General features: G+C 44.4%; 18 protein-coding genes and 1 riboswitch. Of the genes, 4 read left to right on the top strand and 14 right to left on the bottom strand.

Annotation, left to right across the window (positions count from 1 at the left end):
- Positions 1 to 142: 142 nt before the first annotated feature.
- Positions 143 to 523: a penicillinase repressor BlaI gene (gene blaI / locus JOJ89_RS03925; protein ID WP_029283513.1), complete on the bottom strand. Its 381-nt coding sequence runs from the start codon at positions 521 to 523 to the stop codon at positions 143 to 145.
- Positions 504 to 2,306: a BlaR1 family beta-lactam sensor/signal transducer gene (locus JOJ89_RS03920; RefSeq protein WP_203290250.1), complete on the bottom strand. Its 1,803-nt coding sequence runs from the start codon at positions 2,304 to 2,306 to the stop codon at positions 504 to 506. Before JOJ89_RS03920 ends, blaI begins: the two co-directional genes overlap by 20 nt.
- A gap of 260 nt (positions 2,307 to 2,566) precedes the next feature.
- Here JOJ89_RS03920 and bla point away from each other — a divergent pair, with 260 nt between their 5' ends.
- Positions 2,567 to 3,493 carry a class A beta-lactamase gene (gene bla, locus JOJ89_RS03915; protein WP_203289638.1) on the top strand — a complete coding sequence of 309 codons (927 nt, stop codon included), beginning with the start codon at positions 2,567 to 2,569 and terminating at the stop codon, positions 3,491 to 3,493.
- 71 nt (positions 3,494 to 3,564) lie between these two features.
- On the opposite strand, the gene JOJ89_RS03910 is transcribed toward bla, so the two are convergent.
- The 8 genes from JOJ89_RS03910 to JOJ89_RS03875 form a co-directional block, all read right to left on the bottom strand.
- Complete coding sequence (locus JOJ89_RS03910; RefSeq protein ID WP_203289637.1) at positions 3,565 to 4,599, bottom strand: PTS sugar transporter subunit IIC; 1,035 nt, start codon at positions 4,597 to 4,599, stop codon at positions 3,565 to 3,567.
- Between the two features lie 188 nt (positions 4,600 to 4,787).
- Positions 4,788 to 4,891: riboswitch (purine riboswitch) on the bottom strand.
- A 61-nt stretch (positions 4,892 to 4,952) separates the two neighbouring features.
- On the bottom strand, positions 4,953 to 5,810 hold the full coding sequence (locus JOJ89_RS03905; RefSeq protein WP_203289636.1) for a LysR family transcriptional regulator: 858 nt from the start codon (positions 5,808 to 5,810) through the stop codon (positions 4,953 to 4,955).
- Between the two features lie 119 nt (positions 5,811 to 5,929).
- Positions 5,930 to 6,220: a putative quinol monooxygenase gene (locus JOJ89_RS03900; protein WP_203289635.1), complete on the bottom strand. Its 291-nt coding sequence runs from the start codon at positions 6,218 to 6,220 to the stop codon at positions 5,930 to 5,932.
- 20 nt (positions 6,221 to 6,240) lie between these two features.
- A complete protein-coding gene (locus JOJ89_RS03895) occupies positions 6,241 to 7,221 on the bottom strand; it encodes a zinc-binding dehydrogenase (protein WP_029283502.1) in 981 nt (326 codons plus the stop codon).
- Positions 7,222 to 7,362: 141 nt separating this feature from the next.
- Positions 7,363 to 8,028: a type 1 glutamine amidotransferase domain-containing protein gene (locus JOJ89_RS03890; RefSeq protein ID WP_203289634.1), complete on the bottom strand. Its 666-nt coding sequence runs from the start codon at positions 8,026 to 8,028 to the stop codon at positions 7,363 to 7,365.
- Between the two features lie 345 nt (positions 8,029 to 8,373).
- Positions 8,374 to 10,899 (bottom strand): cyanophycinase, encoded by a 2,526-nt coding sequence (locus JOJ89_RS03885; protein WP_242524662.1) that lies wholly within the window; start codon positions 10,897 to 10,899, stop codon positions 8,374 to 8,376.
- Positions 10,900 to 10,955: 56 nt separating this feature from the next.
- Positions 10,956 to 12,131, bottom strand: a complete 1,176-nt coding sequence (gene iadA, locus JOJ89_RS03880; RefSeq protein WP_203289633.1) for a beta-aspartyl-peptidase — start codon at positions 12,129 to 12,131, stop codon at positions 10,956 to 10,958.
- Positions 12,132 to 12,167: 36 nt separating this feature from the next.
- Complete coding sequence (locus JOJ89_RS03875; protein WP_203289632.1) at positions 12,168 to 13,595, bottom strand: YfcC family protein; 1,428 nt, start codon at positions 13,593 to 13,595, stop codon at positions 12,168 to 12,170.
- Positions 13,596 to 13,872: 277 nt separating this feature from the next.
- Between JOJ89_RS03875 and JOJ89_RS21110 the strand changes: the two genes are divergently transcribed.
- Both JOJ89_RS21110 and JOJ89_RS21105 read left to right on the top strand, forming a co-directional pair.
- Positions 13,873 to 14,613: a hypothetical protein gene (locus JOJ89_RS21110; protein WP_242524661.1), complete on the top strand. Its 741-nt coding sequence runs from the start codon at positions 13,873 to 13,875 to the stop codon at positions 14,611 to 14,613.
- Positions 14,614 to 14,666: 53 nt separating this feature from the next.
- Positions 14,667 to 15,878 carry a sigma-54 interaction domain-containing protein gene (locus JOJ89_RS21105; protein WP_242524660.1) on the top strand — a complete coding sequence of 404 codons (1,212 nt, stop codon included), beginning with the start codon at positions 14,667 to 14,669 and terminating at the stop codon, positions 15,876 to 15,878.
- A gap of 50 nt (positions 15,879 to 15,928) precedes the next feature.
- Here JOJ89_RS21105 and JOJ89_RS03865 read toward each other — a convergent pair whose 3' ends face one another.
- Positions 15,929 to 16,609 carry a zinc metallopeptidase gene (locus JOJ89_RS03865; RefSeq protein ID WP_203289631.1) on the bottom strand — a complete coding sequence of 227 codons (681 nt, stop codon included), beginning with the start codon at positions 16,607 to 16,609 and terminating at the stop codon, positions 15,929 to 15,931.
- A gap of 132 nt (positions 16,610 to 16,741) precedes the next feature.
- Here JOJ89_RS03865 and JOJ89_RS03860 point away from each other — a divergent pair, with 132 nt between their 5' ends.
- Complete coding sequence (locus JOJ89_RS03860) at positions 16,742 to 17,149, top strand: YkvA family protein (protein WP_029283490.1); 408 nt, start codon at positions 16,742 to 16,744, stop codon at positions 17,147 to 17,149.
- A gap of 246 nt (positions 17,150 to 17,395) precedes the next feature.
- On the opposite strand, the gene JOJ89_RS03855 is transcribed toward JOJ89_RS03860, so the two are convergent.
- From JOJ89_RS03855 to putP, 3 genes are all read right to left on the bottom strand, one after another.
- A complete protein-coding gene (locus JOJ89_RS03855; protein WP_203290248.1) occupies positions 17,396 to 17,719 on the bottom strand; it encodes a YnfA family protein in 324 nt (107 codons plus the stop codon).
- 19 nt (positions 17,720 to 17,738) lie between these two features.
- Positions 17,739 to 18,959: a PucR family transcriptional regulator gene (locus tag JOJ89_RS03850; protein WP_029567254.1), complete on the bottom strand. Its 1,221-nt coding sequence runs from the start codon at positions 18,957 to 18,959 to the stop codon at positions 17,739 to 17,741.
- A gap of 128 nt (positions 18,960 to 19,087) precedes the next feature.
- Positions 19,088 to 20,518 (bottom strand): sodium/proline symporter PutP, encoded by a 1,431-nt coding sequence (putP, locus tag JOJ89_RS03845; protein WP_481825269.1) that lies wholly within the window; start codon positions 20,516 to 20,518, stop codon positions 19,088 to 19,090.
- Positions 20,519 to 20,685: the final 167 nt, after the last annotated feature.

The following is a 20,685-nucleotide window of genomic DNA, read 5'->3' as shown; positions in this document are numbered from 1 at the left end:
TTTCTTAGCTGCGCCCATTACGTTTAGAAATGCAATTAAATAAATCTAAAACTTGCACATCATTTATTAATGGTGTGCTTCTTGTAGTGCGATCCAAACAAAAAAAACGATTTGGAAACATTCCAAATCGACTTTTTTGGTATTACTTTTCAGGTTTCTTATTTAACATAAAGCGAAGTTCATTAATATCATCATCAGATAGTGTATCTTCCTGAATAAATTGGACAAGCATGGATTTCAGGGTGCCTCCGTAGATGCGGTTGATAAATGATTCAGTCTCGGCACGCTGGCATTCTTCCTGCGTATAAAGCGGGTAAAAGGTGTAAACTCTCAGATTTTTATTGACACCTACTACATCTTTTTGAACCAATCGATCGAGAAGAGTGCGTATTGTTTTCGGCTTCCAGTTGGAACTTTCCTGTAAGGAAGATATGATGTCACTCGCTGTTCGAGGGGCTTTGTCCCAAAGTACGTTCATGATTTCCCATTCTGATTCTGAAATACTAGGTATGCTTTTCTCCATATTCCACCCCTCCATTTCCTTTATAGATTCCTAAATCTTGTAAGATTGATAATGTGATTTCTGCCGCCTTGCTTCCTGTTGAATTAACTTCGTTTTGTATATTGGCAGCAAAGAAGTATGTATTGTCCTTCGTCTCTACATAACCGATAAACCAGCCATTGATATTTTTTCCATTTACTGTTCCTGTACCAGTTTTTCCCGAGAGGCGGGCTTCTTCATGATTTTCTATGAGCAGTGCTTCTTTCACAGTTTTGATATGCTTTTCATTATATCCAAATTTATTGTAATAAAAGGAATGCAGCAGTTTAACTTGCTCGACAGGAGATATTTTCAATGAGGATTCTAGCCAAAATTCATCCATTCCCCCTGATATATCAGAATTTCCATAGTTTATCTCTTTTAGATTGGAGTGTATAGTTTCAAATCCTGTTCTGCGATCTACTTCCTGGAAATACCAGCTTACAGATTTTTGAAGAGCAGATGAGAGATCCTGATCCTCATTCCAAGCGTTATAGGGCTGCTCCTTCCCATCCCATGCAAGAGTGGATTCTTCAGGTGAGATTACATTTGATTCCAGTGCGAATAAGGCACTGTAAATTTTGTATGTGGAATCAGGTGACACCCGCAGCGTACTTTTCTCTTCATTATAAATGTGATATTGCTGTGCATTATGATCATATAAAACAAAGCTTCCTTCATACCCACGAAAGAATTGATGCAAATCTTTATACGCTGCTCTGTCATTACTGAAATAGTATCGGTCGTTTTCCGTAGAAAATGCAGAAACGAAAGGTAACTGAATCGTTAGTATGACACTGGCCAAAACATAAATAAAGATGCTTTTTCTGATTGGTTTTTTTGCGGAATTCTTGTAGGCAGAAATTTGCTCAATTCGTTTTTTAATTTGGACCTTCGAACCGTCTAATTGCGTCACTAACTGCAGCTTACTTGACCGCTTTGAAAGAGCCAGAAAGTTAATGATTGTATGTCCATAATCACTAATAGAGTGATCATCCAGTAACTGTAAGACAGATGCATCGCATGCAATTTCCCGATCGAATCTCATTTTTTTAAAAGCAAGCCAGATAAGGGGATTGAACCAATAAATGATTTGATAGAACAATATCACGACATTTGTCAGCAAATCCTTGTTTTTATAGTGACTCAGTTCATGAAGAAAGATATACTCGTAATTTTTCAAGCTAAGCCAGTGTTCATGCTGAAAAGGTAACACGATATATGTTTGAAAAAGTCCGAAAATCATTGGAGATTGGACACTCTTCGAATGAACAATCTTAATTGATTTTTTAATCTGCAGTCTTTTCTTGCATTCTTCGAAAAGGACGAGAACTTCTTTATTGCCAAACGAAGAAGATTCCTTCTTTATCCTTCTAAGTTTGATCCATCCGCGCAGCATCATAAAGGTAAGTATAAGCACCCCTGACATCCATAAGCCCATCACACTCATATTAAGGAAAGACAGGTCAGGCCGGTTGACAGATTCAGAAAAATCTTGTAAAAGGTGCAGACTCTGAGTTCCATTTTTTCCAGTATTAGAGCCGGGCGCATTAGTCTGATACGTCTCCCCACTGCTAAAGAGAGAACTAAAATTATACAAACTAGCAGGAATGAATGGAAGTGCTAAAGCAAAAAAAAGCAGCATCCACAAATGATAGGTCCATTTTGCCGTTAATTGTCTTCGGAACCACATTCTTATAAGCAAGATCACAGTAACGGAAAAGGAAGACACCAATAGACCTATTATAAACTGAGTTATAATCATGTCCTTCAAAACCACCTCTCTTGACTATAAAATTTTTAAAATACAGGAATATAGCATACTCATAGTGGCTTGATGATAAAAAAATTAAGGATTGACTTAGTTTGATTACATATGTAATACTTTACTACAGATGTAGTCGGACTACAAATGTAATCTTTTAATAGTCTTAGATGGTCTTCATTCTACATCAAGAACTAAAGGTGCGGTTGCTATCAGAGAAGATACATAACAAATATTTTTCAGAAAGAGGTTGAATTTTAATGAAATCATTGAGCTTTAGTACTTTCACATTTAGAAAAATTGTCCCTGTACTATTTCTTTCATGTGCAGCTCTTGCAGGTTGTTCAAACAACGATATTCATACCAGTTTAACTAAAACCAAGGAAAAAGAAAATGCCCATCATCATGATTTTGCTGAGCTTGAAGAAAGATATGATGCCAAACTTGGTGTCTTTGCGTTGGATACTGGCACAAACCAAACAGTAAGCTATCATCCAGATGAGCGTTTTGCTTATGCATCTACTCATAAGGCTCTGGCTGTAGGAGTCCTTTTACAACAGAAATCTTTAGAAGATCTTAATCAAAGAATTGCTTATACAAGCGAGGATCTAGTTAATTATAATCCGATTACAGAAAAGTATATTGATACGGGGATGACTCTTAAGGAGCTTGCTGATGCTTCTCTTCGATACAGTGACAATACTGCAGGGAACCTTATCCTTAAACAATTGGACGGGCCGGCAGGATTTAAGAAAGCACTGGAGGATATTGGAGATAACACGACAAGCCCTGAGCGTTTTGAGCCAGATTTGAATGAAGTCAATCCTGGTGAAACTCATGATACGAGTACCCCGAGAGCACTTGCTGCAAGTCTTCAGGCTTTTATATTGGGAGATGCACTTCCACCCGAGAAACGTGAACTTTTAATAGATTGGATGAAGAGGAATACTACTGGAGATGCGTTAATTCGGGCTGGAGTGCCGGAAGGATGGGAAGTAGCTGATAAAACTGGATCAGCATCATACGGTACGCGGAATGACATTGCCATCATTTGGCCATCAAAAGGAGATCCTATTGTGCTTGCTGTCCTTTCAAGCCGTGATAAAAAAGATGCTGAATATAACGACAAGCTTATTGCTGAAGCAACAGAAAAAGCAATTAAAGCGCTTAAAGACAAAAATAAATAGATATAAAAGAGGAACCCCAGTTTCAGCTGGAGTTCCTCTTTTTATTGCATTGAAGGAATCTTATATTGTTTTTATGCAGCCTCTTTCAGGCTGTTTTTTCTAATCTCTGACACTGTTTTAATTTTGAAATTCTTAAACACGATGGAACCGAGCAGCCCTGCAATTCCGCCGGCAATGGCGCATAGTGCAGCTGCGATTGTAACGGTCATTGGATCATTGAAGCCGTACATAACAGCAAGACCTGCAATCGGTGTTGCTGTTCCCGTCGCATCATTGACAAGTCCGAACAGGGAAACAACGACTCCTGCAGCAGCCCCGCCGAAAAAGTTCGTCACATAAACAGGCACAGGATTCGCGGTAATAATATCCGCCTGTGTAAGGGGCTCTATGGCAACTGCAATCGTTGTCCGTCTGTCGCCGAATTTCAGACGGCTGAACAGGACATAGTTCATAAAGGATGACCCGAAGACTGCAAGGGCTCCGATTGCCATTGGCAGACCTGTAAGTCCAAGCATCGCAGTAAGAGCCATGGAGCTAAGCGGCGCAGTGGCAACCACAGTAATGACTCCGCCAAGGATAATCCCCATCAGTACCGGATTGCTGTTGGCCGTTTCCGTAATAATGCCGCCAATATTCAGAAGCGTCGCATCAACGACCGGCGTCAGACCGTTTCCGATGAACCGGACAAGCGGTGCCGCGACAATGATTGTAACGAGCAAATCCAGTCCGGCAGGCGTTTTTTTCTCAATCCATTTAACCAGAAACGCCACAACATAGCCTGCAAAAAATCCCGGCAGCAAACCGAGTCCCGCACAGGATACACCAAGCATCAGGGCATAAACCGGCGAAACCCCAAGCGCAAGTGCGACAAGAGCTGCAGCTGCAACTCCGCCCATACTGCCGGCCGCATCTCCTACTTCTCCGAGAAATTCAATTTTCAGGAGATCTCCTCCGACAAACCGCTGAAAGGCTTCAACCAAAAAGGCCGCCACTGCAGCGTTCGCGAGAGCTCCCATCGCTTTCATGCCCTTTGGAGCTTTATAGCTGAATAATGAAAATAAACCTAGTACGACTAATAAGAGCACTGTTCCTTTTACTAAATCCATCTGTCTCTCTCCTCCGGCTGAAAAAGAGCCATGTTGCTCTTTTACGTAATCTGCATAAAATCAATTAAAAAACCCCTATTTTCCCACACCATCAGCCGCTAGACAGAAAGCATGGCAAAATAAGAGCATGGAAAGGACACGGTCAATCCGAAAGGCTTCAGACTGCAGCATCCGTATAAACTCATTTTTTGCTGTACACACTTTCTTGTAGTCTGGCATTTTATCGGCTGCCAGGTAGAAACGTTCAGACCCTCTTACCTGAAATTATACAAGAATAAAAAATTTTGAATAATACGTAAAAGTATAACTCATAATGGCACTTCTAACAACAGCCGGAAAAAGTTCAGAATTGTTTACTTTTTCAGCACCTTCAGTACTTCACCGAGATACGGATTGTCTTTATTTTCAACCTTATATGCTGCAAAAATCGTATTATCCACTTTACGTTCGGAAAACAGAATTTTTATTTTCCCTGCATGCAGGGAGTCCTTTATCAAATATTCCGGCAGAACACTGATCCCCATTCCCAGTTCAACTGCTTCAAGAATGGTTCGTAAATCAGGAAAAACGCAGTGCGGCTGAACTTCCGGACGCTTTCCAAAGTGCACCCTGAAAAACCTTCTGATAATCGGGAGTTCAAGACCATAACTGAGCCATTTCTGGCGTTTCATCCAGTCTTCTGTTTCCTCCGCTTCAGGATAACCCGCAGGAGCAACAAGGACAAAGTGCTCGTCCTCTATTTTTTCATAGTCAATGCCCGCTACCTGCACCTTCTGAGTCGTTAAGATGAGATCCGTCTCATCTTTTTGCAGAGCATCCAGAAGAATAGGCGCCACATCAAAGTGAACCGACATCCGGATGCCCATGTCAGACAGCTTTGCTAAAGCCGCCTTTGTGAAATACTCTGCCGGCGAACCTATTCGAATCAGCGGCGCTGAAGATGCAGATGCTGAGGCATACCGGATCGACAGCGTCATTTTTTCAAGGTTCTCAATCAGCGGCACAAGCTTTGTGTAAAGTTCCTTCCCCTTCTCTGTCGGGATCATCTTCCGCGGAGCACGCGTGAACAGCGGTTCGCCGACTTCGGCTTCAAGCGCTGCCAAGTGCTGGCTCATAGCGGGCTGAGTAAGAATGCGGGCTTTTGCAGCTCCGGAGACAGACCTGTGCTGGTAGATGCTGATAAAGCTCCGGTACCATTCAAAATCAATCATTTCAAGCTCTCTCCCTTTAATTCTGTTATAAAAATTTTTATCGTTATCGCTATGAAGTATTCTTTTATTATATAAAAAAGGACACCGACGGACTAAGCGGTCGGTGTCTGGATGCCGTTTTATGACAGTTTTCTCAGTTTAAGCACTTGCCGGCTTTCCATTAAATCTGCCGTATTTTTTCTGCAGGCCTGATAATGTGCCGAATCAATGTGCTGCTGCAGGGCCTCCGCATCCTTCCACGTTTCGTAAAAGACGAATACACGTTCATCTTCTGCAGATTCGTGCAGCGAGTATTCCATGCATCCTTCCTCAGCACGAGAGGGGGCAAGCACGTTTTGAAGCTCTGCTCTGAGTTCCGCTTCTCTGCCTTGTTTAGCTGTTAATATCGCTGTGATTGTAATTGGCTGCATGAATGGATTGCCCCTTTGTGTTATTTTATTTTTGCAACGATTTTTCCTTTTACATGACGATTTGAAAGCTCCTCTAGCGTTTGCGGCACTTCTTCGAGTGTAATAACTCTCTCAAGCAGCGGTGAAACTTTTTTCTCTTCGACCATTTTCAGTAGCTCATCGCCCATTTTTGCAAGATCGCGCTCTGAGATTACATCATTGTGATGATGAATCGCATTCAAAGCAATTTCATGGAAGGAGATGACCTTTGTAAATGGTTTCACACGGGAGTAATCCGGTGCTCCGGCAATGTGGGCAATGTGCCCGTTGTAGGCAATCAAATCAAGTGATGCTGTTGCATTGTCTCTTCCGACTGTATCGAGGACAGCGTCCACTCCCCGTCCGTCTGTCAGTTCCATTACCTTCGCTTTTACATCTTCTTTTGTGTAATCAATGACATGATCTGCTCCGAGTGAAAGAACATAGTCATGGTTGCGTTCTGATGCTGTTGTAATGACTGTTTTGCCCGCCGCTTTTGCAAGCTGAATGCCAAAGCCGCCGACTCCGCCTGCTCCTCCGTGAATCAAGATGGTCTCAATGGCATTCATCGGAAGCTTGCGGAACAGCGCCTGATACGCCGTGTATCCTGCAGTTGGAAGAGCAGCCGCTTCTTCAAACGTGATGCTGTCCGGTATGCGTGAAATCGTATGAGCCGTTGTCACGCCATACTCTGCATAAGCCCCTTTTTTGTTAAAATCTCCGTGGTACACAACACGGTCTCCCTTTTTCCATTCAGTGACGCCTTCGCCGACTTCATGGATTGTTCCGGCTGCATCAAGGCCAAGAATGTGAGGGAATGACCAGTTCGGGTTGCCGTTCGTTCCTGTTTTATAGTCAACCGGATTCAGCCCCGCTGCATGGATTTCGACTACAACCTCACCTTTTTGAGGTGCCGGTTTTTCTGTTTCTTCAATCTTCATGTTCTTCCATTCATTTTTGCCGTTAAGCAGTAATGCTTTCATCATTTCTGACACTCCTTATGTGTTCGTTCATCAAATAGTCTTTCCTGTGTTTTAAAAAATTCTTCTCTTTTTGCGGCAAGAAGAACCGGTACACAAAAGAAGAAGACCTGTAAACCGCAGTTTACAGGCTTCCGCCGTGAATTAGCTTAATTGTTTAACGACTTCTTTAGCTACGCTGATTGTAGACTGCGGGTTTTGTCCTGTAATAAGACGGCCGTCAGCTTGAAGGTGGTCTGTCCAGTTTTCAGCTGCGACGAATTTTGCACCAAGCTCGCGCATGCGTGTTTCAAGAAGGAACGGCATGAAACGGTCAAGTGTTGTCGCTCTTTCTTCTTCATCTGTAAATGCTGTAACAGCTTTGCCTGCGACAAGCTGCGTGCCGTCTGAAAGCTTCACGCCGACAAGACCTGCTGGACCGTGGCACACGGCAGCTACAATTTTGTCTGCTTCATACAGGTCACGGATCAGTTCCTGAAGCTTCACGTTATCCGGAAGGTCAAACATGGTTCCGTGTCCGCCAGGAAGGAAGATTGCATCAAAAGCAGATGCATCTTTTACGTCTTCAAGCTTTAGTGTATTTTCAAGGTATTGAGCTGTATCAAGGATATCCTGCGGAGTTTCTCCGCCTTCTAAGCTGCGTGCATCAACCGGGGCTTTTCCGCCAAGTGGACTTGCCACTGTGATGTCAAAGCCGGCTTTTTTAAATTCAACGTAAGCTTCTCCGAATTCAGAGAGCCAAAGGCCCGTTGCGTGATCCTCGTTCATTTTGTCAGCCGTTGTCACGACCATTAGTATATGTTTACTCATAATATGTTACCTCCTGAGTTTGTTGGTTTGTTTGTTTAACAATTCCTAGTTTAGCTCGAGTTTATCTATAATACAAATTAGTTAATTTTTGATTATGTATAAATATATTTATTAATAGGACATGTTCCTTTCCGCTGTTCATTGCAGATTTCAAATTGTACCCGTTCCTTTCCGCTCCAGGAACTTGCTTTCCGCGGGGAGTGCCGGGAGCCTCCTCGGCCAGCCTGCGGGGTCTCCCTTGCCCTCTATATCCCGCAGGAGTCAAGTTCCTTCCGCTGCAATCCACTGGAGTTTCTTATTTAAATAATTAAAAAAAACCAGACCAAAATCGGCCTGGTTCAATCATTATTTCACTTTTACAGAAACAGGCTGGATATCAAGTACGGCATTTACGAATGAATAATCATCTTTGCCGCCGTCTTTGTAGCCCCAGAATCCGTCGGTTTTTTCTGTTTTTCTGAATGTGAGCTCAACGCCTTTTCCCTGGTTGAAGGCATAGCTTTTTACTTCTTTTTCTCCGAAGTTGTCAACAAGGTTGTAGGAAATGAATTTGCTGAGTGTTCCGTGCGGAGTCAGTACGCCTGAGTGCGGCGCAGCCTGGTAATCTCCGTATTCGTATCCTGTTGTGCTGACTTTGTGTTCGCTGATGCTGAATTCCTTCGTTTTAAGGTCGACAGAGTCGCCTTCTGCTAGTGAGGACAGCTGGATATTTTTATATTGGCTTTGAGCCGCCGGGTTCGTCTGGACTTCTGACAGATCAACGACTGTAACCCCTGCACGGCCGACTACTTCTATTTTCTTCTCGGCATTGCGGACAACCATGGCTGTATCTTCATCAATTCCGTAAGAAAGCTGATTGCGGTCTCCTTTTTCATAAGCTGTTGCAATCAGTCTTCCGAGACGGGCTTTGTTGTCGAAATGCTGGTCAATGATGCCGTATTGGAAGAAGCCGAGTCCGCGCTCGAGATAGCCCGGTCCGCCTTCCTGCTGCTGCATGCCGTCATAAGTGTCAGTAAACCCTTGTGCTAGAGTGTCAAGACTTCCGCCGCCAGCAAGCATTACGTCACTCATAATGGCTGCCCCTGCACTCGTTCCCCCGAGGACTGCACCTTCTTTATAGATGTCCCAGATGGCTGTTAAGGCTTTGGATTCAGACTGATCAGCGTTAAAAAGAGCTTTCGTGATTTTCGTCTGATCTCCTCCGACAAACCAGATGGCGTCAAGGTTTTTAACTTTGGCTGCAAATTCATCAGTGTTTTTAATCTTTTCCCATTGAGTTGCATCATTATCCGGCGTATCTTTGTAATTCGAAACAGTGATAGGCAGAATTTCAATGTTTTCTTCTTTTACTCCGTATCGAATCAAATCCTTTTTAAACGTATTGCTTGAGCTTAGTGATCCGCTTGCTGCCGGAATAATCCCAAATTTGGCATCTGTTTTCCCGTTTGCAAGATCGATGAACGATTTGTAAACCGACTCGTTAGTTGATCCAAGAGCACCGCCTGCAATGACCAGGTTTCCTTTGATGTCACCGCGGTCCTGTTTGCTTGGAACCGTAAAGTTAGAAGGTTTATAGTCTTTAAACGCCTTGTCATCCTTCTTGAATGAAACCTTCACCGGCGAGACGTCCATTTTGACCTTCACGATTGAATAGTCATCTTTCTGTCCATCCTGATAGCCCCAGTAGCCGTTTGTTCCATCCGTTTTGCTGAAGGTTAAAGCGAACCCTTTTCCTTTGCTGTCATATAAGTAGCTTTTTACTGAATCTGTTGAGCTATTATCAACAAGCGAGTAGGAAAGGTACGGCTTCAATCTTCCGTATGACGTCAGTACGCCGGTGGCATCAAGCGGTTTGAACGAATAGTATTCGTAGCCTCTTGTGTCAAGCTTGTCGCTTCTGAAAGTAAAAGCTTTCGTTTTCAAATCAATCTTATCCCCTGGCGACAAAAAGCTCAGCTCCACATTGTTTACAGGGTGCAGATTTTTGCGCGCAGGCTTCGCCTTGCTTGTATCCACAACCGTCACGCCGCCGCGGCCGGCAATCTCCGCTGTTTTGGTCTTGTTGTCTACGATTAAGGCCGTATCTTCGTCAATTCCGTATGAATAGTTTGTTTTCTTATTCGTTTCATACTTCACAGCCGCTGCAGCAAGACGTCCAAGTCGTGCACGCTCATCGAAGTGCTGGTCCACAATGCCGTGCTGGAAAAAGCCAAGTCCTTTTTCAATATAGACTGGGGCATATTCTTTATCAGGGTTAGACTGATCCTTTGTTGTAAACTCGCCTTTAAGGCCGCCAAGGCTGTCGCCGCCTGTAATCATCACATCACTCATGATGGCAGCGCCGGCGCTTGTCCCTCCGATGACCGCACCTTTTTCATAAATATCCCAGATGGCATCCAGAGCTTTTGTCCGCTTAGCTTTATCGTTAAAAAGGGTGCTCGTGATTTTAAGCTGATCTCCGCCAACAAACCAGATGGCATCAAGCTCTTTAATTTGATTAACGGTTTCCTGTTTATTCACATTCTCCGTCCATTGCTTTTCGTCAAAATCTGTATCGCTGAAATCATGGTCAGAGATTGGAAGAATTTCAACATTTGCAGGATTCACGCCGTATTTCACAAGATCTGCTTTAAACTCATTCGATGATTTCAGCTTCCCGCTCGCTGCAGGTATGATGCCGATTTTCGCCTTCCCTGCGCCTCCAGCACGGTCAATGAAAGCATCATAAACCGCTTCGTTGCTGCTTCCCAAAGCCCCCCCCGCAATAACGAGGCTTCCTTTGATTTCCTCTTTGCCGGCGGCTCCTGCCGGAATACTGAAGCTTGACGCTAAAAGACAGGCCGCTGCAAGCATGCTGATACGTTTCTTCACACCAATTCCCCCTCTTAATGTTGGATGTTTGTCTGTATACGCAGGCTGATTTTCATTTATTGTTCAAAGGTGCCCTTAACAAGCGGGACGCCTTCTTCAACCATTATTTTCCCTTTCGCAATGACCGTGTCGATTGCAAGAGACTCTTTTTCAAGCATGACAATGTCTGCATCATGCTGTTCGCGGATTTCCCCTTTTTTCTTAAGCTTCAGAATCCTTGCCGGGTTTGAGGTAATCACCTGCAGTGCCGTCTCAAGTTCAACCCCTTCATCAAGAACAGCCGACCTTACTTCCTGGTAGAGAGAAGAAACTTTTCCGACTTGAAGTCCGGCAAAATCTCCGTTCTCATCAAAATAAGGAAGACTTGCCTGGCCATCTGATGAAAACGTGATTTGCGTGACAGGCACTCCTTTTTCAAGCATCAGTCTGAGACCCTGGCTGCACTTTACTTCCCCTTCTTCGAGAAATTGGGGAATCGTGCTCGTTGTGAAATCCACATATCCGCCAATCTCTGCATACCTGATGCCTTCTTCAAACAATTCTTCGTTCCGGTTAATATGGGTCGGGTGGAAATGATGGATTGGGATATCCGTTTTTTCGGCGATTTCAAAAAGCAGGTCGAGTTTGCGTTCACTGTCGCCGACATGGATTTCAAGGACGCCGGCCTTCCCAGTGATCAGACCTCCGTTTCTTGCGGCGGCGGCAATTTTGGACAGCTCTTCAAACGTCGGTTCTGATGAACGGTGATCGGAAATCGCAATCTCTCCAACCCCGATCATTTTATCGATAAAAATAAGGTCTTCTTCAATTTTTCCTGTCAGCGTTTTTACGGGAGTCTGGTAGGACCCTGTGTGCAGATACGTTGTTATGCCCTCTTCTTCTAGGGCATGAGCTTTTGCAAGCAGACTTTCAATTTTTCTTGTCGTCCCGTCTGTGCCAAGCACTCCTACAACTGTTGTAACGCCCGCTTTCGTGGCATCGGTCAAGTTCAGCTCGGGAGTACGGGTTTTAAACCCGCCTTCTCCCCCTCCGCCAATAAGGTGAACGTGCGAATCGATGAAGCCCGGAACAAGAAGTTTGCCGGTTCCGTCAATCACATGAACGGACAGTGCTGAAAGATCAAGGTCAATCTTGTCTTTGATATAGCCGATTTTGTCCGCAGTAAGAAGAACATCCTTCCTCCCTAAATAATGCGGCGCGTAAACTTCTGTATTTTTTATAAGTGTAAGCAAGTGTAAACCTCCTGTTTATCTGGGATGATCCGTCGTTTAAAACGGTCCATAGTCTATTAAATGAGCAATCACAACGGCTGCAAGGCCGATCAGATATTGAATGAAAACAAGCGGCAGCACCCATTTTGCCCACTTTGTCCAAGGAATGCCCGCAATCGCGAGTCCGGCCATCAGCGTGCCTGCTGTCGGGAAAATAATATTTCCGATTCCATCTGCAAATGAGAAAGAGAGAACAGCCGTCTGACGGGTAATATCAAGCAAATCAGCAAGCGGCGTCATGATCGGCATAGTAAGCATCGCGTGTCCACTGCCTGAAGCAAGAATGAAATGGATGAGAGCCTGGAAATTGTACATTCCGATGACGCTCCAGAAAGCAGGAATGTTCTTAAGCGTATCAGACACTCCAAAAAGCATCGGGTCAATGATATGTCCTTCGTTCAAAACGACCAGTGTCGCTCTCGACACACCGATAATCAGCGCTCCGCCAATCAGCAGCGAAGACCCTTCGACAAAGGATTTTGCCATTTGATCTGCAGAAAGTCTGCCTATTATACCAATGACAATGGTTAAAACAACAAACAGTGCCGCAATTTCAGTGATATACCATTGAAACTTAATAACTCCAAAAGCAAGGACAACATAGTTTAGAAGGAATGCACCCAAAATCAGCTTGTGCTTTGTTTGCAGCCTTTCTTTTGAATGAAGCAGCACATCCGCTTCCTCTTTTGTATATTTTCCGAAGAACCCTTTTGACGGATCCTTTTTCACTTTCATCGCATGACGGTAAACGAAGATAACGGAAACCGCATAGACAATCACGAACAATACCAGTCTGTATCCCATTCCAGAGAACATCGGAAGCTCTGCTATTCCCTGAGCAACCCCAACCGTAAATGGATTCATGACCGCTGTAGTAAAACCGGCAGCTGCTCCGAGAATAACGATTGCCGTTCCCGTAAGCACGTCAAATCCCAAAGCAAGAGCAAGCGGAATGAGCAGCGGAATATAAGCAAGCGTCTCCTCAGCCATCCCCATAAGCGATCCGCCGACTGCAAAGAACAGCATCATGACCGGAATCAATAGCTTTTCTCTTGAAGCCAGCCTTTTTGCAAGAGTGGTAATGAGCAAATTAATCGTGCCTGTAGCAGTTAAAACCCCAAAAAATCCCCCAATGATCAGAACGAAGAAAATAATGTTTGCCGCTTCAACCATTCCTGTGTGAAGAGCCTTTACCATGCCGAACGGACTGACCGGCGTATTTTCAGCAGACGTGAAGGTATCCGGATCAATCTCGGTTCTTCCGTCAACCTCTACCCTGGCGTAGTCTCCTGCGGGCAATACATAGGTTAATAGAGTTGCAACAACCAGTACACCCAGCAGGAGGGCAAATACATTGATCTTTCTTTCCTTTTTTGGTTTCACTTCTTTTCCCTTTGGTTCATAAGCATTTTCTGCAAGAGCCATAATTGTTTTCTCCCCTTTTTCTTTTGATGCGTTTAATAAGATAAATGCAATTTGTGTGCCAAGATGAAAAAAAGAAGAGAAAATGCTGTTATCAACCGACCTCAATGCTTGTCATATGTAAGTATCATTCAAAATGATATTTTCTTCAAGGGCTCATATTCACTTTAATGCATAAAGAGTTATTATCTAAAATTTCTAATAACCCTTGCTTTTTTGGTCTTTTATTGGCGGCTAATTGTGATATTATAGAACCAATAGAACCAAAAGGAGCGAATATATGAAACGATCCCTCATTCTCCTGACAGGCGGTACAAAAACAAAGAAAACGCTTCACCATCAGCTTCTTCAGCTTTTGGGTGATGACCTTTCTATAAGGAGCTATGCTGCCGATGAAGGTCTTCCTTCGAATTTGAAAGCAGATATTATCCTGTATTCCTCTGAAGCCCTCAAAGATGAACTTTCCTACATAAAGAATATAGATGCAGAAAAAGTTATAATCGGCAAACGCACCGTTCATCATGACTATCTGGACAAACTCCTTTCCATTCCGGAAGGTTCAAGCGTTCTTGTCGTAAATGATGAGTACAATGTCACAATGGAACTGATTCAGTCGCTTTATCAGCTGGGTATCAGCCATGTCCGGTTTCTCCCGTTTAAAAAGAATGAGACCTATCAAGAGAAAATCGATGCAGCCGTTTCACCGGGCGAAATCGAACTTGTCCCCTCTTATATCCCGCTTATTCTCGATATTGGCGTTCGGCTGTTTGATATGACCACGATTTTAAAAATAGCGGACTACTGCAATCTGCCTGAAAATGCAGCTCTCCACATTTCAGAGAGGTACATCCGCAGCATGATTGAGCTGCAGCAAAAGCTGATGGCTGCGCAAAAACAGACAAAAGCGATTTATCAGCATCTCGAGAACGTAGTCAACACGGTGGATGACGGCATTCTCGCCATGAATAAAAAAAGGAAATTACGGTTTTTAATGAAAAGCTTGAAGCTCTGTTTCATGTAAGAGGATCTGACATCATCAACACTCCCATTCAAACAGCAGCCCTTCAGGAAGACGTGGTTTCATTTATTCAGAACGGCATCGAAGAAAGCCGTCTTTTCAGCATTCACGGAGTCGATGTTGCTGTTTATCGCTATTCAATGGCTTTTGAACAAACAACTGTCGCTGTCTTCAAAAGCGTCCGGCAGGCATCGGAAATTGAAAAAACAGCCCAGCGGAAGCTGCGCGAAAAAGGTTTTTTTGCCAAATACAGCTTTGATGACATCATTTGCGAGAATACCGGCATGAAAAACCTCAAGCAGATCGCGAAAAAACTGGCTCTATCTGAACATCCTATTTTAATCCAGGGGGAATCAGGAACAGGTAAAGAATTATTTGCACACGCCATTCATCAGCATTCCATGAGGAAAAACGGACCGTTTTTACCTGTCAACTGCAGTGCTCTGTCTGAAAGCCTGCTTGAGAGCGAGCTTTTCGGCTACGAAGAAGGAACATTTACGGGTGCTCAGCGCGGAGGAAAGAAAGGATTGTTTGAGCTTGCCGACAATGGGACGATTTTTCTCGATGAAATCGGCGACATCAGTCTCTCTATGCAGTCACGGCTTCTGAGAGTGCTTCAGGAAAAGGAAATCCGCAGAATCGGCGGAACGAAAATCATCCCCATTAATGTCAGAATCATCTCGGCCACAAATAAACGGATTGAAAAGCAAATGAAAGAGCAGACATTCCGCAATGATCTGTTTCACCGGCTGAATGTCCTCAACCTCTCCATTCCGTCACTGAAGGAAAGAAAAGAGGATATCCCGCTTCTCATTCACCACTTCATCACAAAAAACGGCAAGTGGCTCAAGGTCGAACCCGCATTAATGAACTTGCTTGCATCAGCCGAATGGGACGGCAACATAAGAGAACTTAAAAACACGGTCGATTATATGATTACAGTTGCCGATGGGTCTGTTTTAACAAAAAATGACCTGCCTCATTCGTTCCCATCAGGTATTCCGCAGGCAGCAAGCGGTGAACAGTCAGAGCACGACGCCATCCTGTCGATTGTGAAAGAATGCAACATGGCAGGAAAAGCAGCTAGCAGAGATTTGATTTCGGAAAAAACAAAAGAATGGATCATGCCCCTTACCCCTCAGCAAGTACGAAGACGGCTTGACGATCTGGAGGAAAAAGGATGGATTCAAAAACGGAAAGGACGCGGAGGAACGAAAATTACGGAGGCGGGGATGAGATATTTGGAGAGTACTGCTCCCGTGAAATGAATGTCAGCACAAAAAAGCCGGACGCTTTTTTTACAAGGTCCGGCATCTGTCTATTCTCTGTTCTGTGTAAAAATTAATACAAACTTCAGTAGCTCAAGCAAAGAGATGAGTGCCGCAGCCACATATGTCAGGGCGGCTGCTCCAAGCACTTTATTCACTCCGCGCTCTTCTTCATTCCGGATAATGCCCTCTGCAATCATAAAATCCTTTGCTCTGTTGCTTGCATTAAATTCGACCGGCAGCGTTATAAGCTGAAAGGCGACAGCTGCCGAGAAGAAAATAATGCCGAGTCCGATCAGATTCATCGAACCGAGCAAAAATCCTCCAATCAGCAGAAAAGGCGCCACCCCGGAGGACAGGCTTACAACCGGAAACATTTTATGCCTTAACGTCAGTGCCCCGTATGCTTCTTTATGCTGAACGGCGTGCCCAACTTCATGTGCCGCAACCGAAATGGCGGCAATTGAATGACCGGCATACACAGGTTCTGAGAGGCGAACCGCTTTTTTCGTCGGATCATAGTGGTCGGAAAGAGTTCCTTTGACCGGTTCTACCGGAACATGGTGGAGACCGTGATGATCAAGAATTCTCCGTGCAACCTCCATGCCGGTAAGTCCTGATGACGCCTGAACTTTTGACCATTTATTAAAATTGCTTTTCACCTTGGCCTGCGCCCACAGGGCAAGCCCAAACGCGGCAAAAATGAGAATATCCATCGGATGAAAAAACATATAGCGCCTCCTGAGTAGGTTTCTTACTGTTATATTTCCTCAAGCATCTGTTAATAAACAGCGAAGTGCTATCATGATGTGCCCATCTTGTAGTAAAATAATGGCATACCACATGGAAACGAAGGTGAAAGCATGACCATCAAGCAGGAAAAGAATACCCTTGAGGAATTGCAGAAAGCGGAAAAACATTATTCCGACTCAAAGTTCTGGGATAAATTAAAAAAATTCGGCAAAAAAGCCGGATCATCTGTCGTGTACGCCGTCCTTCTGCTGTACTATACCCTTCAAAAACCTGAAGTGCCCGCCAAAACAAAAGCCATCATCATCGGCGCCTTAGGCTACTTCATTCTGCCGCTTGACCTTATACCGGACCTTGCCGCAGGCGTGGGCTACACCGATGACCTCGGAGCTTTGGGCCTCGCCCTCCTTCAGGTTGCAATGTATATTGACGATGATATTAAAAGCCAGGCGAAAGAAAAGCTGACGGAATGGTTCGGACCTTCTGTCGACACGGCTGCCATTGACGAGAAAATAAAATAAGTGCGATAAAAAAACGTCTGTTCCGCTTTGGAACAGACGTTTTCATGTGAAAAATGACTTTTACGAACTCTGCAGCAGGGCTGCGAACCAATTTTAAGGTCAAACAATCCAGTTGTTCTGGCTAACAAGCCAAATACCCCGTCTAATAATCCAAAACTATCCGCTAACAATCCAAATTCCATGTCTAACAATCCAATCCGGCCTGCTAACAATCCAATCATCTTAAACGCCCGGAAAACAACTGCCTTAATCCCTCGGCGCAAACAGCATGACGGAAACTCCGACAAGGCAGATGCCAGCACCAATCCAGTCATAAAAATCAGGTGTCTTACGGTCAACTCCCCATCCCCAAATGACTGAGAGAATGATGAAAATCCCTCCGTAAGCAGCGTAGACCCGTCCGAACGAAGGGAACGTCTGCATCGCAGCGATGATTCCATAGACGGCAAGAGACACGCCGCCAGCGATTCCCCAGTATGCGGGTTTTCCCTCTCGGAGCCAAAGCCAGATCAGGTACCCGCCTCCAATTTCCAAAAGACCCGCGAGCAGGAATAAAAAAATCGAATACATCAAATAAAGCCCTCCCCGGTTAGATCTCTTTTTTCAGAAGCTGCAGATCAATATACAGCTGAATCCGCGTATAAAAGTCATCAAAATCGATGGCTGTCAGCTCCTGAATTTGATTAATCCGGTATTTGAGTGTATTTGTGTGAACAAACAGCTGTTCAGCGGTTGGTTTCAGCTTGCAGTTATTAAGAAGATAAATTTCAAGCGTATGGATCAGCTTTGTCTGGCTTTCTTCATCTTTTTTCCTTAAGATCTGCAGGCTCGTATTGTTGTAGCCGGTAATACTGTGGTGCTTTGAAATGGTCTCCAGGTATCTGAAAATGCCGAGCTTGCTGTAGGTAAACGGCAGTTTTTCAGAAGAACCGATAAACTTGGCTGCATTAATCACTTCAAGAGCCTCATAGTAAGATTTTCTGAGCTGCAGGATGGAGGAATACGAATTGCCGATGCCGGCATATATCTTATAGCCGCCAAGCTGGGAGATGACCGTCGAAGTCAGTTCTGCTGCACTTGCCGCGAGCTGATCGGATACTTTTGCATTGCTTCCGATAATGACAACCACCTTCAGCTGATCGGTGAAGACGTGCGCAAAATGATTCAGGGCATTGGCAAACAGCCTGACCGTCTCCGTCAGTTCCTCCAGCTGCTCCTCCTCGCTTTGGGAAACCGTAAAGATCGTGACAATAAACGTCTCAGGTATCATGATACTGTGATTTGCCGCTTCCCATCTGATCTGGTTTTCCGTTTGAAAGGCTTCCCCGATGATCTTTTTGTAGAATTCATTTTTTTCTTCGTTTTCCCTGAGGTTAATCTGATTTTTCTGGTAGAGTAGCTTCCCGATATGACGGGACACTTCATGGAGAAAATCGAGATCCCCCTCTGACATAGGCTCTGTCTCCTGGACCCATATATAGCCAAAAACCTGGTCTTTATAAATAGCGCTTACAACGACACGCTGATTCAGGCCAATGTCTGCAATCTGTTTCACTCTGAATGGATGGGGAATGGTCTTCAGCTGTTCCACAATTCCTTCATCCATAAATTTTTCCAAGATGGGAATGGGCCAGTGTTTCGTGAAAATGGTCTGCTGATTCGCCTGATCAAACTGATCGATGTAATACGAACTGTAGGACAAAAGAGAAAATTGATCATTTTCAATCACAACCGGCTTTTTCAAATAGGTGCTGACCATATCCGTAATATCATTAATGTTTGTAATAGTCTGGATCTTCTCAAGGATCATGCAGATCGGCCCCCCGATTCTTTAGGTAAATGATGAACCTAATTATATACCTTTTATTCAGAAGAATGGAATAGCCGGGGATTTATAAAAAAACAGGAAGTCCGCATATAGGGACTTCCTGCTGAATCTTACTGCTTCAATACTCGTTCAAATTCATCAAATTGCTCTCCCGCTTCTTTCGGGGGCTGAGGTGTGATTAGACTGACTGCCACAATGGCAATCAAACTCGCGGCAAATCCCGGAATCATTTCATAAAGCATGTCTGACAATCCGGCCATTGACCAGATGATGACAGTTGCTGCGCCGACAACCATCCCGGCGAGGGCACCCCACTTCGTCATGCGCTTCCAGAAAAGGCTCAGGAGGATCAGCGGTCCAAATGAGGAACCAAAGCCTGCCCACGCATACCCGACAAGTCCAAGAATCGTATCATTTTGCTCCCATGAAAGAAACAGGGCAATGACAGAGATGAGAAGGACGGACATTCTTCCTAAAAAGACAAGCTCTTTATCTGATGCCGAACGCCTGAAGAAGGTTTTATACATATCCTCCGTAAGCGAGCTTGCTGTTACAAGCAGCTGCGAAGAAATCGTGCTCATGATGGCAGCGAGAATAGCCGAGATTAAAAATCCGGTGATAAAAGGATGAAACAAAACTTCTCCAAGGACAATAAAAACGGTCTCGGGATCCTCAAGCTTTGTGCCCTCTCCCGCAAAATATGTGATGCCGAAAAATCCGGTAAGCATCGCGCCGATACTGGAAAAAATCATCCATCCCATTCCAATAGCGCGCGCCTTTTTAATTTCTTTCACAGAGCTGATCGCCATAAAGCGGACGATAATATGAGGCTGACCGAAATAGCCGAGTCCCCACGCAAAGAGTGAAACGATGCCAAGGAAGCTTGTGCCTTTAAAGATATCAAGCAAAGCCGGATTGATTGTTCCCGGCGTTTCAAAAGCAGGTCCGAACCCTCCCACATGAATCACCGTGACAATCGGAACCAGGATAAGTGCAATAAACATAATAATTCCCTGTACAAAATCAGTCCAGCTTACTGCAAGGAAACCTCCAAACAGCGTATAGGCGACGACAACGCCCGTTAAAACCCAAAGGCCTGTGTGATAATCAAGCCCAAACGTGCTTTCAAACAGCACTCCACCGGAAACCATCCCTGAAGATACGTAAAAGGTAAAGAATATTAAGATAACTAAAGCCGAAATTAATCGTAAAATCCGGGATCCGTCTGCAAACCTGTTCTCAAGGAAGGACGGAATGGTGATGGAATTATTCGCAATTTCTGTATACGTTCTTAAGCGCGGTGCAACATACAGCCAGTTTGCATAAGCTCCTAGCGTCAGCCCGATGACAATCCATATGGAACTTAAGCCCGTCGCATACATTGCCCCTGGAAGACCCATCAAAAGCCATCCGCTCATATCGGCAGCTCCAGCGCTGAGAGCCGTAACAGCAGGTCCGAGACCGCGGTCGCCAAGCATGTAATCATTTAAATTCGAAGTACGTTTATAGGCAAAATACCCGATCAGCAGCATACCTGCCATGTAAATGCCTATCGATGTAAGCAGTGCATAGTCTATCATAAAAGTACCCCTCTTCCGCCAAAAATCTCTCTGTTTGATTGAGGCTGATTCCTATTTTTAATGCAGTTCCCTGCATCTTCATGCGAAATCAGCCTTTAAAAAGAGGAAGCAACATGGTTGGTCACTTC

The sequence above is a fragment of the Metabacillus sp. cB07 genome (assembly GCF_016839225.1).
GTDB lineage: Bacteria > Bacillota > Bacilli > Bacillales > Bacillaceae > Bacillus_P > Bacillus_P indicus.
The sequence above is the reverse complement of the archived record's forward strand: the minus strand, read 5'-3'. Positions and strand labels throughout refer to the sequence as shown.

Excerpts from the sequence above, each read along its gene's own strand:
- blaI (WP_029283513.1), bottom strand. The coding sequence starts at position 523 with ATGGAGAAAAGCATACCTAGTATTTCAGAATCAGAATGGGAAATCATG.
- JOJ89_RS03920 (WP_203290250.1), bottom strand. The coding sequence starts at position 2,306 with ATGATTATAACTCAGTTTATAATAGGTCTATTGGTGTCTTCCTTTTCC.
- bla (WP_203289638.1), top strand. The coding sequence starts at position 2,567 with ATGAAATCATTGAGCTTTAGTACTTTCACATTTAGAAAAATTGTCCCT.
- JOJ89_RS03910 (WP_203289637.1), bottom strand. The coding sequence starts at position 4,599 with ATGGATTTAGTAAAAGGAACAGTGCTCTTATTAGTCGTACTAGGTTTA.
- JOJ89_RS03905 (WP_203289636.1), bottom strand. The coding sequence starts at position 5,810 with ATGATTGATTTTGAATGGTACCGGAGCTTTATCAGCATCTACCAGCAC.
- JOJ89_RS03900 (WP_203289635.1), bottom strand. The coding sequence starts at position 6,220 with ATGCAGCCAATTACAATCACAGCGATATTAACAGCTAAACAAGGCAGA.
- JOJ89_RS03895 (WP_029283502.1), bottom strand. The coding sequence starts at position 7,221 with ATGAAAGCATTACTGCTTAACGGCAAAAATGAATGGAAGAACATGAAG.
- JOJ89_RS03890 (WP_203289634.1), bottom strand. The coding sequence starts at position 8,028 with ATGAGTAAACATATACTAATGGTCGTGACAACGGCTGACAAAATGAAC.
- JOJ89_RS03875 (WP_203289632.1), bottom strand. The coding sequence starts at position 13,595 with ATGGCTCTTGCAGAAAATGCTTATGAACCAAAGGGAAAAGAAGTGAAA.
- JOJ89_RS21110 (WP_242524661.1), top strand. The coding sequence starts at position 13,873 with ATGAAACGATCCCTCATTCTCCTGACAGGCGGTACAAAAACAAAGAAA.
- JOJ89_RS03865 (WP_203289631.1), bottom strand. The coding sequence starts at position 16,609 with ATGTTTTTTCATCCGATGGATATTCTCATTTTTGCCGCGTTTGGGCTT.
- JOJ89_RS03860 (WP_029283490.1), top strand. The coding sequence starts at position 16,742 with ATGACCATCAAGCAGGAAAAGAATACCCTTGAGGAATTGCAGAAAGCG.
- JOJ89_RS03855 (WP_203290248.1), bottom strand. The coding sequence starts at position 17,719 with ATGTATTCGATTTTTTTATTCCTGCTCGCGGGTCTTTTGGAAATTGGA.
- JOJ89_RS03850 (WP_029567254.1), bottom strand. The coding sequence starts at position 18,959 with ATGATCCTTGAGAAGATCCAGACTATTACAAACATTAATGATATTACG.
- putP (WP_481825269.1), bottom strand. The coding sequence starts at position 20,518 with ATGGCAGGTATGCTGCTGATCGGGTATTTTGCCTATAAACGTACTTCG.